This window comes from Clostridium sp. LS, from assembly GCF_002760435.1.
Lineage (GTDB): Bacteria > Bacillota > Clostridia > Clostridiales > Clostridiaceae > Clostridium.
This window is the reverse complement of record NZ_AUUU01000071.1, coordinates 1-16,846: the sequence shown is the minus strand read 5'-3', so window position 1 is coordinate 16,846 and position 16,846 is coordinate 1. Positions and strand designations below refer to the sequence as shown.

The window sequence follows — 16,846 nt, the reverse complement described above, 5'->3', positions numbered from 1 at the left end:
GTAGCTGTGGCGGTGGTTGAATCAGTAGCTACATTTGGAGTAGGAGCTACACTCTTGATTGGAGCAGTTATGGCAGCTAAAGCAGTAGTAGGAGCAATTAATAGTACTGCGGGTAATTATTTCTATGCCGGTCTAGAAATTGTTGGTGGAGTAATTACTGTAGCAGCAGTGGGAGCGGTTATATTTAGTGATGGACTTAGCTCACCAGTTTCATATGTAGCAGCAGCACATGGCATAAATTCTATTATGGATGGTGTAAGAGATTTTAAGCATCTTGCCAATGGTGAAAATGATAAAGTTGGAACAGAAAATTATATTAGAGATGGTGTTTATAAACCTGTTGGAAAAGGAGCTGGTGGTTATGTTAGTTCAGCTGTTGATGGAAGTACAAAATTATTAACAGGAAAGGAGACTAATTATAACTACTGCTTATAGCGAAAAAGCTGAATTGGGCTTAGAAATAGGGAAAGATGAAGAAATTGGAAAAATAAATTGTAAAGGAAAAGCAGGAGCTATAGCAACACTTCATTCAGCGAAAGCTGAAGAAAAGTTTACAATACTTGGATTAGAGATAAGCCTTGAAGAAGAGGGGCAATTGGTTCAGAAGCAGAAGCTGGAATAGATGAAGGTAAACTTAAGGTAAAAGCAAAAGCTGCTGCGCTTTTAGGGATTGGGCTTTCAGTATCAGTAGGATTAGCGGATTCAGAGGTGATAAGATTGGGAGATATAAAAGAATGGTCATTTGGATTTAGGGAATTAAAATACTTTTTATTTAGCAGAAAAGTTTGTAAAATATGTGGAACAAAAATGAAAAAAGTAACAAGTAAAAAATATGTAGGAATGAAAAAGTTTAGAGGTATTGTGACAGGCTTATCATATGATAAAGCATATGAAGTTACTATTTTTTATTATTGTCCAAAATGTGATAAAAAATATTCTTTAGAAGAATTAGCAAGGGGACGGGAATAATTATGAAAAACAAAATAAAAAGAATAATATCTAATAAACTATATATAGGGTGCTTAGTAATTGTGCTTATATAATATATTTTTAGGCAGAACTATGTTAAACAAGCATTGTTTAGCACTACAAGTTAACATCTATTAGTCAGTATGGATTATTAATTTTAGCTATTGTAGGAGCAACAATTTTGGCAAGGACAATACTTTTATTAAGTATAAGCAGTGATGAGGCGATTGAAACTGTACAACAGAATATAGATAGAGCAAAAAATAATAAGGATATTAAATTTGAGTCTTAAAGTATAGAAAATGGTATATTAAAAGTATTATTGTTATCCCAAAGATAAAAAATCAATAGTAGATTTACAAAGCATTTTATAATTCGATAAAACTATAGGGCTAAATATGAGGAGGTTTTACATTCATGTTGCATAATAATAGTTCGTTTTGGATTATATCTGTTATTGTTTTGATTGTAAATTTACGCAAGTTGATTGAAAGTCAGCTACCTAAAAAAATATAAGGTGTTATTATTTATATCTAGAGCTATTTATTCTGGTATCTTTTTAGCTTCGGTGTATCATTCAGATATGATTGGTATGCACGATGTGTTTTTTGAAGGATATATTCAAAATGGTGCATATTTTGTGGTTAGGCCAGCACATGCACCTGTTCAAATAAGTGAATGGGATTATAAGTTAAATCTCATATTAGGCATAAGTACTTTTGTAACCTTCGTTATACATGTCATTGTGGGAATTTACGTATTTTGGGAAGAGTGAAGCAATTAATTATTTATTAAAAATTGATGGAGGGGGAATTATGGATAATTTATTTTCGGACATAATTGAAAGAAATCTGTTAAAAGAAGAAAAAATTCTATGGGCTGGAAAGCCTGTTGTTAGAAAACAGTCAATCCATAGTAATAAATTACAAGTTCTAGGTAGTATATTTTGTGGAATAGTATTATTATTTATGCTTATAGTGGGAGTTTTATTCGCTTTGCTTGGATTAATATTTATTGGCATTGGATATTACTTTATGGTGGGAAGGTTCAAAATAGAAAGAGAAGAGAAAGAAAAAACACTATATGCTGTAACAGATAAGCGAATACTAATATTTAAAGTTACAAAACGTGAGGAAGTAGTTAGAAAATACATTAATGAAATAAAGAATATTGATATATCTATAAGCAATGATGGAATAGGAACAATAAGATTTGGAGAAATTCCTCTGCATACTAGAATGTCTGATGCCACAGGTATTAAATCTACATTGGATTACTTTGGTGAGGGCATTCCTACATTTTATGATATACCTGATGCAAAGAAGGTTTATGAACTAGTAAACAGCTTAAAAAATGAGATGTAAATATTATTTAAATAAACTGCCAAAGTAAATTGCAAGCATTGGTGTTAAACAAGCTATAAAAAGAACAAAATTCTAAGGTATTAGAGCCATTACGTTTTGTAAAATATACAATGAAATACACAAATAAAAAGCGGTCGCAAATAATAATTATAACGACTTGTATGGAGATGGAGCTTAAGACTTTATTCAAAATAATAAGAGCTCGTTGGGATATTGAAAATTTAATTTTATAGAAGAGTAGATATTATCAAGTGAAATCTCGATGGTAATAATGGAGAATATTAATAAGATCATGTGTAATTATAGCAAAAGCTAAATTACTGCGCCCCAACCACATATGGCAGCGAGAATATGACTGAAATATTAATGATTAAATATAGAATAATAGTGATACATTTGGTAAAATATTATTAAAAGAGGAAGTGATAAAGTGTGGATATAAACTATGATGACAAAATGATACTAGATCCTAAGAATGATGTAGTATTTCAAAAGATATTTGGAAGCCCTGAAAATGAGGATATATTAATAAGCTTCTTAAATGCTTTATTAGAGAGGACGGAAAAAGAAAAGATAAGGCACATTGAATATGTAGATACAAAATTATCTGATGTAGAGGCAATAGACGATAAGATTGGAATATTGGATGTAAGGGTAGTAACAGAAAAAGGAATTCACATAAACGTAGAGATACAGCTTATAAATAGATATAATATGATAAATAGAACTCTTTTTTATTGGTCTAGATTGTATTCTAATCAGATAAAAAAAGGTGAAAACTATAAGAATCTTAATAAAACTATAACAATAAATATATTAAACTTCAATTATATTGAAAGTAAAAAATATCATACAACTTATCACTTGTGGGAAGATGAGGAAAAGACGAAACTTACGGATATATTGGAGATACATTTTATTGAGTTACCTAAATATCTAAACGAACAACCAGAACTTAATAACAGTTTAAATAAATGGCTTGCATTTTTGACTAAACCAGAAAAAAGAATTATGGAGGTTGTAGAAATGGGAGAACCAGAAATAAGGAAAGCAATAACTGTTTTGGATATGCTAAGCAGAGACCCTGAAACTGTGAGACTTGCAGAACTTCGAATGAAAAAAATACTAGATGAAAAGAGTATGATTGAAGGTGCAAAAGAAGAGGGAATAAAAGAAGCAACAATAAAGAATGCTAAGAACTTTTTAAGTATGGGGTTAGATGTTGATATAGTTGCAAAGGGAACAGGGTTAAGCATTGAGGAAGTATTGAAAATTAAGGAAGAATTAAATTAATAAAAATAAAAGTGTATGACAAGTTAATGTGTCAAGTAAGTTGTAAAGATGTAGGAGTATATATTTCTAGTTAAAGAAATATATACTCCTTAATTTTGTTCTTTACAACAGTAAAAACAATTAGATTCTGTGATAATTTAAATAAAAAATATTTATTCAAATAATAGCCAACAATATGGTATTGGCAGTTGATATATTATTTGTGATATAATGGAATAAATAACGCTTAATGTGAGAAATAAGAGAAATATACAAGAAAAGGACGGTCATAAGTTGATTAAAAGTAATGAGGAATATAGATTTTGTAGTTAACAATGAAATTAAAATTAGGGAAGGGAAGATATTTATCATGAAAGAAGATTTTATAGCGTATGACAATTTGAGGATATCTACTTATGAAGTTAAGTATATAAGAAATATGCATATAGAAAATGATTTAAATAATCATGCAGTTTTAAATCTTACATGTATCTTAGATGATGAAATGAAAGATGACTATGTGCAGGGCACTGACGAAGAAACATCAATTGAAGTATTTTATGAAAAAGGAGAATCTAAAGTTTCTTTATTTAATGGAGTTGTTACTCAAATAAAAGTTAAAGTAATAGATTATGTATACACACTATTTATTGAAGCTAAAAGCTTTGAGTATAAGATGGATATTGAAAAGAAAAAAAGAGATTTTCAAAATATAAATATGACAACTCATGAACTTATAGATGAAGTCATGAAGGCATATCCAAATGCAAATTATAACATAAGTATTCCCAATGAACCAATTGGCGAATTTATACTTCAATACAATGAAACAGATTATGAATTTTTAAAACGTATAGTATCTAGATATAATCAAATCCTTATTAGTGCAATGGAATTTCAGGAAATTCATTTATATTTAGGCACTCCGGAACTAAATGTTGAGTCAAAAACGAAAATAGTAAATTATAAAATCTCGAAGGCAGTAAGTGAATATAATGATGTGAAAAATAATGATGTGCCTGATGTATTAGAAACAGACTTTATAGCTTATAAAATAAGAACTCAGGAAATATTTAATCTTGGGGAAAACTTTAATTTTAAGAATCATAAGTTTTATGTAAGAAAGGCCATTTACACCATGGAAGGTGGAAATTTAGAAAATATATATGAACTGAGATCAAAAGGTGGTCTTAGAGCAAAGAGACTTTACAATATGAATATTATTGGAATATCAATTAATGGATCTATATTAGAGGTACAAAGGGACAAAGTAAAAGTTAAGTTAGAAATAAGTAATAACACAGATGCTTCTACAGCTTACTGGTTTCCATATTCTACAGTTGCAGCATCACCAGATGGTGGAGGGTGGTACTGCATGCCTGAAATAGGGGAAAAGATAAGATTATATTGTCCAACGAAGGATGAAAGCAAAGCCTTTGTTATAAATGCAATTGACACCCATGAAGCAAAATCAGGAGCAGAAGCAGAAAATGATAGGATGTCTACCCCAGAAAATAAATCTTTGCAGACAGATTCAGGGCAGGAAGTTAAATTTACACCAAATGGGATCCTTATAGAATGCAGTGGAGGACAAGCATCGGTAAATTTAAATAGGGATGGTTCTATAGAAGTTAAAGGACAGAAAAATATTAATCTTGCATGTGTTGAAAACCTTTCTTTAAGGGCAGAAAATGAAATGACAATCAGTGCAAGTGAAAGTGTAGATATATTATGTGAAGCAGGAAGCAGCCTTATTATGAATGAAGGAGATGAGCTATTGCTTACAGGAACCAGAGTTCATAACAACGGTTAAATTAAAACAAAATTTTAATATAGAGGAGAACTTAATATGGATAATATAGATGAAAAAATAGCAAAGTTAAAAATGCAGCAAAGAATTGAAAAGGAAGCAAGCGTAGAAAATAGTGAAGAGGGGGAAGCAAAGGAAGAAATTACTCTTGAAGAAGTAATAGAGCAAATGAAAACTGGAACAGTGAATATAAATAATACTAGCTTTAAATTTGCAAGTAAAAGTTTCATAAAAGGAAAGCTACAAATGCCAATGCCTTTAGGGTACTTTGAAGAAAAAGTAAATAATAATGCCAATGCTACTTTAGTAAATGATTTTGATGGTGTGAGTTTTACTTTAACATATATAGACAAAGGTGTCCAAAAACAGAGCTTTGCTAAGTTTAAAAAGGGGATGGAAAAAAACTTTAAGGACATGGAGCTTTACTTAGAATGGCTTGAAGAAGGGGACGTGGGAGAAGGAGCTTCAAAGGTATATTACGGAACTTATAAGACTCCAACTGGTAAAGGCCCGGTTTATAATCTGATTTTTTATAGAGAGCATAAAGGAACTTTAATTGTTGGAAATTACAATTGTTTCTATAAGGATATAAAAACCTGGGGGCTGTTAATAAAGGCAAGTGTAATGCTGTTAAGAATTATGAGTTAAAAGTTTAGGGAGGGGAATATAAGATGGATCAAAGCCAGGCAGTAGAAGCAATTAATTATGAAAAGATAAGAGTTGATGGTTATGATTTACAATCCATTGAAAATTTAAAGCTGCAAACCAATATAAATGAGCATCCAGTTTTAAGTTTAACTGGAGTTTTGAATAACGAAGATGATAAAGATATTGATTTAACTACAAATAATAAAACTATAGAAGTTTATTATGAAGGAAATGAAAATACGACCTTATTTTATGGAGTTGTAACTAATATTGAAATAAGTGTAGAGCTGGAAGTATATAGAATTAAGCTTGAAGCTAAAGGCATGACACATTTAATGGATATAAAGTTAAAATCAAGATCTTTTCAAGATACATCTTTGACAACTCACAAGCTTATAAATTCCATAATGAGTGAATATGGGAATTCAAATTATATTTTAAATATACCAGATGAAGAAGTAAAGGATTTACTAGTGCAGTTTGAAGAAACTGATTGGCAGTTTTTAAAGAGAATAGCATCAAAATATAATCAAGGACTATTTCCTGTTATGGATGCTAGGTTAATTCAATATGTTATGGCAGTTCCAGATCAGACTAAGGAATTAAAAACAAAAAGTACTAATTATAAGATTTATAAAGATTTAGATACTTATAATTATATGCTCCAAAATTTTCTTAAAGATGCCAATGAAGTAGATTATATAACCTATGAAATAGAAAATCATGAAATATTAAGGCTTGGAGATAACGTGAAAATGCAAGGTCATGCCTTTTATGTATATGAAGGAATCTATGAAATCAAAGATGGAATCTTAGAAAATACCTATAAATTAAGAATAAAAAATGGATTAAGGCAGGAAAGAGTTTTTAATACAAAGGTTATAGGAAGTTCTATTGGCGGAAAAATAATAAGAGTGCAAGGTGATAAAGTAAAAGTTCACCTAGAAATAGATGCAAATCAAGAGGAGGGAACAGCCTATTGGTTTGATTTTTCTACAATGTCAGCTAGCAGTGATGGAAGTGGATGGTACTGTATGCCTGAAATTGGAGATAGTGTAAGAGTTTATTTTCCTACTAAGGATGAAGATGAAGCCTTTGCAGTTAGTGCAGTAAGTGATTATAAGCAAGGAGCAGGTGAAGCAGAAGATAGGATGGGGAATCCTGATAACAAGTATTTAAGGACAGTGCATGATAAGCAGGTAAAGCTTACACCAGATGGAATTTTTATTTCTTGTGATAGTGGACAGGCCGAAGTGAATCTTACAAGCGATGGGACATTGAGTATTACAAGTCAAAGCAATATAAGTGTAAATGCAGAAAAAAATATTAAAATCGATGCTCAAAAAAGCTTTTTAATTAGTTCTAAACAGGCAATAAGCTTTGCTTGTGATAAAGGTGGAGGCTTAGATTTTGACCAGGAAGGGAAAATAAGAGAAAAAGGAACAAAAGTTAATAACAATTAAAAGCTTTAGGCTAAGAGAAAATATAATTCCTATTAATAAAGGAAGGATAGTTATTATGAATAGACAAGAAGCATTAGTAGAATTTAATGAAAAAATCACTAAAAATTTAATAGAGGAATATAAGTTGAAATTTGAAGAAAATTTTAGAGAAAATCAAGAAAAGACAAAAGCCTTGATAATCGAAGGTATAGAAAGATTAATAAAAAGAGCTAAAAATCTTCAGGAAATAAATGAGGGATATAAAATAGCAGTTTTTCAATTTGAAATTCTTAGAATAAATATCTTAAATGAAAGTTATAAAATATTTGTTCATGGGTACAATTCCCTATGGTATTTAGATAAAACTTCAATATATGAGGAAATAGATTTTAAATTTCTATTTGAAGCTTTCATAGAGCTTAAACAAAAGCTCATTAAAGAAAAGAAGATTTACATGGGTAAGGTAAATAACTATGATATCCAAAAAATAATTTTTAACTTAGCAGTAGAGTGTTATAAAGAAATGGCTGCTCACGTTAGAAATTGGTTTTGGAATATAGATGAAGAAAAATTCATGGAAGAAAGTTCTATAGAAAATTTCTACATTATAAAATGGAGTGAATATCAAGGGAAAAGTGAAACACTGTTTGCAATGGATAATAGGAAAAAGGATATAAAGGAGCTTTTACAATTAAAAAAGAGTCCAAAAGAAAAACTTCCTTTCGTATATACCGTGTGGAAAAACAGTACCTTAGAAAATGGTGAGTTTACAAAAGAAAATATGCTATTTATTAATTTTAAAGAAAGCAGGCTTAAGAAGATAGATTTTTCAGAAAGCAGCATAGTAAGAGGGCAGTTTAAAGCTACCTATATTAAGGATTGCAAATTTGAGAATTCAAAACTTATGGGAAGTTCTTTTGAAAATGCTGTAATTGAAGATTCAGATTTCAGCAATGCAGATTGTCTTGGAGTAAATTTTGAAAAATCAGAGCTTAGGTATGTGGATTTTAAGGGGACAAACTTAAAAAAAGCTATTTTTACAAATGCTAAATTTAAAAACGTATCCTTTGAAGGAGCAGATGTAGAAGATGCAGTGTTCAGCGAAAAGGATATACCATTTATTCATTTATCCTCTAGGCAGCTTCAAACTATATACATAGATGGAGGGAAGGAATGATGAAGTACTTTATATTAAAGCAGGATAGAAATCTTGAAAATGCAATTGAAATAGAAGGCTTTAATAATAGCCAGAAGATGACTTTATTAAAGGAAGATGAAGATAAATATAAGGATTCTACAAATGTTCTTGTAAAAGGAAATGAGAATAGTATTTATCCTGATCTTATTCAAGCACCAGTTTTACTTGTTTCAGATGAACTTCATAAAATTTTTAATCTATATGAAAATACAATAATTTATAAAATTGCTGTATTTTCAAATTTAAAGCTCAAAACACAAAAAGTATATAGATTAGTTCTTCCTGAGCTATTAGACGTATTAAGTAATAAGACTACCTACTTTAAAAATGGATGGGTAGATAAGATAGTTTTAGATTCTGGGAAAATAGGAGATTACAATATATTTCAAATAAAAGCAGGTGTAGATTACTATTTTATTGTTTCCTTAGATGTAGTTGAAAGCATGTTAAAGAGAGATTTATTTGTTGGAGTTAAATTTGAGGAGGTAGAGGTGGAATAGCATGGCAAGTGAAAATGAAGAGAAATATGGAGTTATAGCTGGAACGGCAATAAATGAGGCTGAAAAAGGGGTAAGTGATACAGTAAATGCAGTAAAGCAAACAGCTTCAATGGCAGAAAGGGTTGGCGGTTTTCTTAAAAGAGATTTTAACAATGAAATAGATTGGCTTAAGTTATCTCCTCAGGAGAAAGCAGCAAAAAAAGCTGAAGAAAAGAGAGCGGAAGAAGAAAAACAGGCAGAAGCAGAGAGGAAGGCAGAAGAAGAAGAAAAAGCAAAGGAAGCAGAACAGGAAAGGCTTGAACAACTTAAAAAAAGCTATATTGTACATACGGCAGCTATTGTATGTACTTGCGCACTTCATGAAAGTTATGTTGTCGTTCCTGTAAGCCATGGAGAATTTATACATGGAATTGCACAGCTAAATGTGGGGGATAGTAAGCCAAATATAAACGTAAGAAGCTTTGGAATATGTAATAGTCCTGGTAATCCGAGTGTGCAGGCAGCAGCTAAAAAAATAATTGAGGAAGTTAATAACAGGCCTAAAAGTTTTACAGAAAAAGTTATGGATTTCTTTTCTAAAAAACCATCTGAAGAAGTGGGAAAAGATTTATTAGCACAATGTGTGGGAGTATGTGATCCGCAAATAGCTACTGATTGGATAGATGGAAAAGAAGATGTTCTTGTAGATGGAAAGCCAGCATTACTTGGAAAGTGTACACTTCACTGCTCATATGGAGGAAAAATCACCTTATATACAAGCGGTCAAAAGGAATAAGAATTTTATTTGAAATTTAATAAGAGAAAAGGAGGAATTGCATGGTACTAACATATAAAGGTTTAAAAATTGAAACTCCCTATGATGCCGTTCAAGTAGAAGATATTAATATAATTGAGCATATTAATGATCACGCTGCTCTAGAATTAAAGCTATTAATAGAAGAAGGCAAAATATTTGAATGTATAAACAAAAATGTTAGTGAAGAAAAAGTAACTGTAATTAGGATCGATGAAGATACTAATGAAGAAATGAAATTATTTGTAGGAAAAATTAATAGCGTTACCATGTTCTATGAGGGCGAACTTCATATTATGAAAATTCAGTGTATTTCTTATACAAAGGATTTTGATATAAAGAAAAACAGCAGAACCTTCTGCAATTTAGATATGACTTACCAAGAAGTTATTCAAATGGTTTTAAAACCATATAGCAATAAAGCTTTTACTGATAATCTAACAAATGGGCAAACTATAGGGGGATTTATACTCCAATACGAAGAAACAGAATGGGAGTTTTTAAAGAGAATTGCAAGTCATTTTAATGGAGTGTTACTTTCAGAATGTACAGAAGAATATGGAAGATTTCACTTTGGAATACCTAAAATTGATAACCAAAAGGAAATAGAGTTAGAAGATTATGAAGTTGTAAAAGATATTGATAACTTTAATAAGCGTGAAGCTCTAGGCATTGAAGATAATTACCTTCAGGAATATACAACCTGGGATATTGTAAGTTCAAAGAAATTAAAGCTTGGTGAGCAAGTAACCTTTAATAAAGTAAAATGTGTAGTAGAAAAAATTCATACGGAAGTTTATAAGGAAGAAATTAGAACAATATATACATTGGGAATTCAAAGAGGTCTTAGAAGTACCTATAAAGTAAATCATAATATTTTTGGAATGAGTATACCTGCTACTGTCAAAGATGTAAAAGGAAATACCATGAGTGTACACTTTGAAATAGACCCAGAGTATGAAGTATATGAAAATCAGAAATACTTTACCTATGCCATAGAAAGCAGTGCATGGTATTGCATGCCAGAAAAGGAAAGTAAGGTGCATATATATTTTCCAACTAATGACGAAAAAGATGCAATTGCAGTCCATGCAGTAAGAGCACAAGGTTCAGAGGCAAAATATGCAGGAAGAACACAAAATCCAGATAATAAGTCCTTTTCAAATACCACAGGAAGTGAAATGAAGTTGACTCCAAGTGATATGAGCTTTGCAGCAGATGATAGCAGAACTGTATGTCTAACCTTAGCTCAAAGTGGGAATGTCTCTCTTGTAGGTCAAAATATAAATTTTACTGCTAGTGAAAATTTACAGCTTGGAATGAGAGAGGCTGAAGGAGATTCTCCCCCATTAAGACCTCAAAATATACAGCTTTCAGCTAAAAGTAAAATAGAAGTGGCTAAAGGTTCCATTGGAGTTCAAATGGTAGATGAAACCTTTCTAAAAGCAGCTACAATTAAGTATGAAGGGACCATAAAAGATCCTGCAGAGCTGCCTGATGAAATAGCTCATAGAAATGATGGAGATGCAGAACAAATAGAAAAAATAAACGATCAGGCAAAAGCTATGGAGGAACAAAAGATTGATGCTGCTAAGCAAAAGATGGGCTTTGGAGCAATAGCATTAGCCATAGGTGTTGCAGCAGTAGTGGTTGCAGCAACAGTTTTTACAGGAGGTTTAGCTTTAGCAGCTATAGGAGTCGGTGTCACTGCCGCATTAGTAGGTGGATCAGAATTGGCAGAAGGCAGCTCTAATTATACTAAGGCCCGGAGTGGAGATTATTCGAAATCCTATAATTTTATGCGGGATACCGTATGTGGTGGAAATGAAACCTTATATAATATTGTAAAGTATGGATCAGTGCTTATATCAAGTGTAGTAGTAGCTATAGGTACAGGTGGAACAGCTACAGAAGTATTACTAAAAATGGGATCTGATGCAGGTGGAGATGTTGCAATTAACTTAATAGCTGATTATGCTGACGATGGAAAAATAGATGGAAATCTTTCAGATTATATAGAGTCAGCAATTATGTCCGCGTCAATGTCAAATGTAAATATAGGTGTAATGAATAAATTTAAGAAATTAGAGGAAGCAGAAAAGCTTTCCTGTAAAACTTTAGGAAAAATTAGATTAGCTTCAGATGTAGCTTTAGATATGGGCAGTCAATTAGCTACTACTGGGGATGCAAACTTTACAGGCACTTTTATAAAAAAATATATTGGAAATAAACTATGTTTTTCTGACCCTGTAGATGGAGCAACAGGAAGTCTATATATTCCAGCAACTGATATGGTTCTTCCAGATATTACTGAAGAGTTCAAAATAGAAAGAAAATATGAATCAGTAAATAGCAGGGTAGGATTACTTGGTCGTGGCTGGACAGCTAGCTTTGAAACTTGTTTGGAATTTCATGAGGAGAAAATAAATGTACTTTGCAGCGATGGTCATATTGAAACCTTTGATCGAATTAATGATGAATGGATAAATGATAAAGGCGGGGCAAAAATTTATTCATTAGTAAATAAGGAAGGTTATTGGATATTTAAAGTTTCTACAGAGAAAAAAGTTTATAGATATAACAAATTAGGTAAACTAATTGATATTACTGATAAAAACAACAATAAGCTTTCAGTAACCTATATTAGGGAAAACATTGAAACAATAACCACCTTCTCAAATTATAAGTTATTTTTCACCTATAAAGATGAAAAAGTAATTGAAATAAAGGATGATTTGGACAGGACTGTTCAATATAAATATGCAGGAAATTATTTAACAGATGTTATTCATGTAGACAAAGGAATAACAAGGTATACCTATGATGAAAAAGGATATATAAGCAGTATAACAGATCAAAATGGAAACACTTATACTAAAAACTTCTTTGATAAAAGAGGAAGGGTAATACGTCAAGACTTCCCAAATGATGATTCCTGCAAAATAACTTATGACGATTCAGAAAAAGAAGTAACTTTTTATTATACAAAGAGTCAAAGAACAGAAAAAACAAGGTTTAATAAAGATGGATTAATAACACATTTATTCTATGAAGATGGAACTACAGAAGAATACAAATATGATGCTTATCAAAACAAGGTTTATATAAAAGATAGAAATGGCTTTGAAACCCACAAGGTTTATGATGAGTTTGGTAATTTGCTTAAGGAAGCCATGCCAAACGGGCTGATTACAGAATACACATACGATGAAAAAGGGAACTTAATTAAAGAAACAGATAATGAAGGAAAAGAAATTATCTATGATTATGATAGCTCAGATAATTTAAAGAGTACGAAAACAAAGATTTCAGTTGGAAATTGGAAAACTGAAAGTTACACATATGATTCCTATGGAAGAATTTTAAGCAAAACTGATGGTAATAAAAACACATTAAAATATGAATATGAAAACATTAGCGACTTAGAAGGAAAGAAAGGAAAGGATCCTGTAAGAGTAATTACAAGCAGTAATTATATTTATGAATACACTTATGATAAAGTAGGCAGAAACACTGAAATAAAAACAGATTATGGAGTAATAGAATTTGCATATAATCATTTGAATTTTGTTGCCAAAATAAAAGATGCCAATGGAAATATAACAATTAAAAATTATGATAACATGGGAAATCTAATAAGCCTTTATACACCAAATGCCTGCTCTGATGGAAGTATTTCAGAGGAAGGCTATAGATATACCTATGATCATATGGATAGACTTATAAGTATAAAAAATCCACTTGGAATTGTTGAAAAGAGTATTAGAGACAGCGAAGGAAATATAATAAAAGGAATAAATCCCAATTACTATAGTGATGAAACTTATGATGGAATTGGAGTAGAATATGTTTATGATAAGGATAATAGAAAAATAAAAACTATTTATCCAGATGGAGGAATTGAAAGATTTTTCTATGATGCAAATGGAAATGTAATAAAGCATATAAGTCCAGAATATTACCAGGAAGAAACAGATGACGGCTTAGGTTACAGCTATACTTATGATTCAATGAACAGGTTAAATTCTATAATAAATGAAGAAGGAATTGTAGAGAAGACTTTTGAATACGACCTTCATGGAAACATAATAAAAGAAATAGATAATGAAGGAAATGCTACTCTTTTTAAATATGATTTATTAGGAAACTTAATCGAAAAGAGAGTACCTGTAGAAAAAGATTTCTATGGAAATATTAAATATAACTTAACCTGCTATATATATGATAAAAACAGCAATAAAACATTAGAAAAGCACGGAACAGGAGCGGTATCTGAAAAAGGCATCTGTAACAATTATCATGAAATTTACTTTGAATACGATGAAGGAAACAGACTTGTTGAAGTTAAGGATAAGTATGGAGCAAAAGCAAGATACAAATATGACTGTCTAAATAATAAAACTTTTGAAAGTTTTAAAATTAATGATGGAACTACAAAAGCAATTCATTATATTTATGATAAGGTTGGAAACCTAATACAAAAGAAAGAAGAAATAAATGGAATATTTGTATCCCTAGAAGCAAAAGGAAAAAATGTTTGGGCAATAACTAATTACGAATATGATAAAAACGGAAATATAACAAAAATAGTAACTCCAAAAGGCTTTGAAATTGGAAGAGTTTATGATAAAACAGACAGACTAATAGAGCAGCATGAAAAAGATGAAACTAATGGAATCTTCAGAAGCTATGTTTATAAGTATGATAAAGCTAATAATATAACAAGCATAAGTGAATATTCTGGAGAAGAAGCAAAGCTTATAAGCAGCAAATATATAAGTGAAAATGATTATAGAGTCCATTGGTCCGAGAGATATGAAAAGAAAAAAGAAAATGAGAGGCTGTTTGGCAGGTTAGATTTTAGAGAGGATAAAAAGCAGAAAACTTATGTTTATGATGCACAGAATAGGCTTACACATTTTATAAACTTCTTGGGAAATACAACAAGGTTATTCTATGATAAAAATGACAGGATAATAAAACAAGTACTTCCAGAGCAGTATGATGAAGGCGCAGATGATGGAGTTGGAACAACTTATACTTATAATGTAAAAGGACAAGTTGTAGAAGTTAAAAATGCTTTAGGAGAAACCATAACTAAAAATACCTATGATCCTAAAGGAAATCTTAAAACTAGAGTAGATGGGGAAAACAATAAAGTAGAATACACTTATACTCTCCTTGGACAAATAAAAGAGGTTATTACTCCAAACTCAAGAAAAGAAAACAAAGCAGCTCAAAGCTATAAGTATGATGTAAGAGGAAACATTACAGGAATAACTGATGGAAATGGAAATGAAACAAGCTATGTACTAGACGATTGGGGAAGAATAATTCAAATAACAACACCGGAAGGCGGAGTTGAGAAATATACTTATGATTATGCAGGAAATATAACTAGTACAACAGATGCCAATGGTGGAACTATTGAATACATCTACAACAGCTTAGGACAAGTGTGTGAAATAAAAGACCAGGAAGGAAACAGTGAATATTTCTATTATGATAATGAAGGTAACTTAACAAAACACATTGATAGGAATAAAAACCATGTAGATAGAAGTTATAATCTAGATAGAAATATAGTTTCAGTAAAGGCTTATCAAGTCGATGAAGAAGCTATAGCCTTAGAAGCAAAGAAGGCTGAGGAAGATAGAATCAAGGCCATAGAAGAAGCCAGAATTAAAGCTGTAGAAGCAGCTAAAAAAAGGATCGAAGAAGGTTCAGTATTCACTCCATTAAGCCAGGGACATCGAAGAAGAAGCTTTACTGAAAGGGAAAAAGAGAAAAAAGAAAAACAAGAAAGAGGTCTAGAGCAAAGCACGTCCAAAATAGAAATAGCTGAAGACCCAAATAAAAATAAGTTACAAGTAATAAGCCAAAGATTCAACTACAATCCAGATGGAACTTTAAGAAGTGCATATACATGGAATATGCAGTATGAGTATTCTTATAATATTGAAGGATTATTGGAATCAAAAAGTGCTTCTGGAAGAACTCTTTTAAGATACACTTATGATAAAAATAACAATATAAAAACTATAAAAGATATCACCGGAAAGAGCAGTATTTATAACTATGATGAAACTAACAGAGTAAAGTTAATTCAAGATGATAATGAAAATACCTTAGCAACCTACGATTATTATAAGAATGACAATATAAAATCAGTAAGCTTAGGAAATGGTCTAAAAACAGATTATACTTATGATGGTGATGGCAATGTACAAAGCTTAGTAACAATAACATCAAATGGTGAAGTTTTAGTAGATTATAACTATGCTTATGACTTAAATGGAAACAGACTTCAAAAAGTAAGTTCAAAGCATAAGAATTTCTATACTTATGATTCAATGAATAGGCTAAAAGAAGCTAGCTATGACGATCGATGCGAAAGCTTCACTTATGATAAGGTAGGTAACAGATTAACTAAAACTACAAATGACATTACTGAAAAATATGTTTATAATATAAAGAACCAAATAAGGGAAATGCACAATAAAAATGGAATAAACTACTTTACTTATGATAATCAAGGAAATACAATTAAAGAAGGGACTTCAACTGGAAATAACATCTTTGAGTACAATACTCTTAATCAGCAGGTTAAGGCTATAACTAAGGAAGGTAACACTTTAATTAGCAGATATGATGCTGAAGGTTTAAGAGTTGAAATTGAAGAAAATGAAAAATTAACTAAATTTATTTTCCATAAGGATAATGTTTTAGTTGAGACTGATAAAGATTATAATGTAATTTCTAGATTTGCCAGAGGGTATGAGGTTGTTGCGGCTGATATTGCAGATTCCGAAGTAGACTCTAAATTAAATAGATATTTCTATACTGTTGA

At 30.8% G+C, this 16,846-nt stretch carries 13 protein-coding genes; all 13 read left to right on the top strand.

Translation table 11 applies throughout. The features are described from left to right. Positions 1-6 precede the first annotated feature (6 nt). A complete protein-coding gene (locus tag COL3_RS16660) occupies positions 7-435 on the top strand; it encodes a hypothetical protein (protein ID WP_143327547.1) in 429 nt (142 codons plus the stop codon). A gap of 13 nt (positions 436-448) precedes the next feature. Next, entirely contained in the window at positions 449-622 is a 174-nt protein-coding gene (locus COL3_RS28860; protein WP_180277952.1) for a hypothetical protein, read from the top strand. A gap of 95 nt (positions 623-717) precedes the next feature. Then, positions 718-969, top strand: coding sequence for a hypothetical protein (locus COL3_RS16655; RefSeq protein WP_008428580.1), 252 nt, complete (start codon positions 718-720; stop codon positions 967-969). Positions 970-1,486: 517 nt separating this feature from the next. Then, the gene (locus tag COL3_RS16645; protein WP_143327546.1) at positions 1,487-1,744 is read left to right on the top strand and encodes a hypothetical protein; all 258 of its coding nucleotides are present in this window, start codon (positions 1,487-1,489) and stop codon (positions 1,742-1,744) included. Between the two features lie 40 nt (positions 1,745-1,784). Then, complete coding sequence (locus COL3_RS16640) at positions 1,785-2,333, top strand: hypothetical protein (RefSeq protein ID WP_008428578.1); 549 nt, start codon at positions 1,785-1,787, stop codon at positions 2,331-2,333. 432 nt (positions 2,334-2,765) lie between these two features. Continuing rightward, positions 2,766-3,626, top strand: coding sequence for an Rpn family recombination-promoting nuclease/putative transposase (locus COL3_RS16630; protein ID WP_008428576.1), 861 nt, complete (start codon positions 2,766-2,768; stop codon positions 3,624-3,626). 286 nt (positions 3,627-3,912) lie between these two features. Next, positions 3,913-5,418, top strand: coding sequence for a contractile injection system protein, VgrG/Pvc8 family (locus tag COL3_RS16625; RefSeq protein ID WP_008428574.1), 1,506 nt, complete (start codon positions 3,913-3,915; stop codon positions 5,416-5,418). A gap of 36 nt (positions 5,419-5,454) precedes the next feature. Further along, the gene (locus tag COL3_RS16620; protein ID WP_008428571.1) at positions 5,455-6,063 is read left to right on the top strand and encodes a hypothetical protein; all 609 of its coding nucleotides are present in this window, start codon (positions 5,455-5,457) and stop codon (positions 6,061-6,063) included. Positions 6,064-6,086: 23 nt separating this feature from the next. Further along, positions 6,087-7,526, top strand: coding sequence for a phage baseplate assembly protein V (locus COL3_RS16615; RefSeq protein WP_008428569.1), 1,440 nt, complete (start codon positions 6,087-6,089; stop codon positions 7,524-7,526). Positions 7,527-7,581: 55 nt separating this feature from the next. Then, positions 7,582-8,682 carry a pentapeptide repeat-containing protein gene (locus tag COL3_RS16610; RefSeq protein WP_008428567.1) on the top strand — a complete coding sequence of 367 codons (1,101 nt, stop codon included), beginning with the start codon at positions 7,582-7,584 and terminating at the stop codon, positions 8,680-8,682. Next, positions 8,679-9,203, top strand: coding sequence for a hypothetical protein (locus COL3_RS16605; protein ID WP_008428565.1), 525 nt, complete (start codon positions 8,679-8,681; stop codon positions 9,201-9,203). Before COL3_RS16610 ends, COL3_RS16605 begins: the two co-directional genes overlap by 4 nt. A 1-nt stretch (position 9,204) precedes the next feature. Next, the gene (locus COL3_RS16600) at positions 9,205-9,978 is read left to right on the top strand and encodes a DUF4280 domain-containing protein (RefSeq protein WP_008428562.1); all 774 of its coding nucleotides are present in this window, start codon (positions 9,205-9,207) and stop codon (positions 9,976-9,978) included. Positions 9,979-10,019: 41 nt separating this feature from the next. Continuing rightward, on the top strand, positions 10,020-16,846 hold a 6,827-nt coding region (locus tag COL3_RS16595), incomplete at its 3' end, for a DUF6531 domain-containing protein (protein ID WP_099716666.1).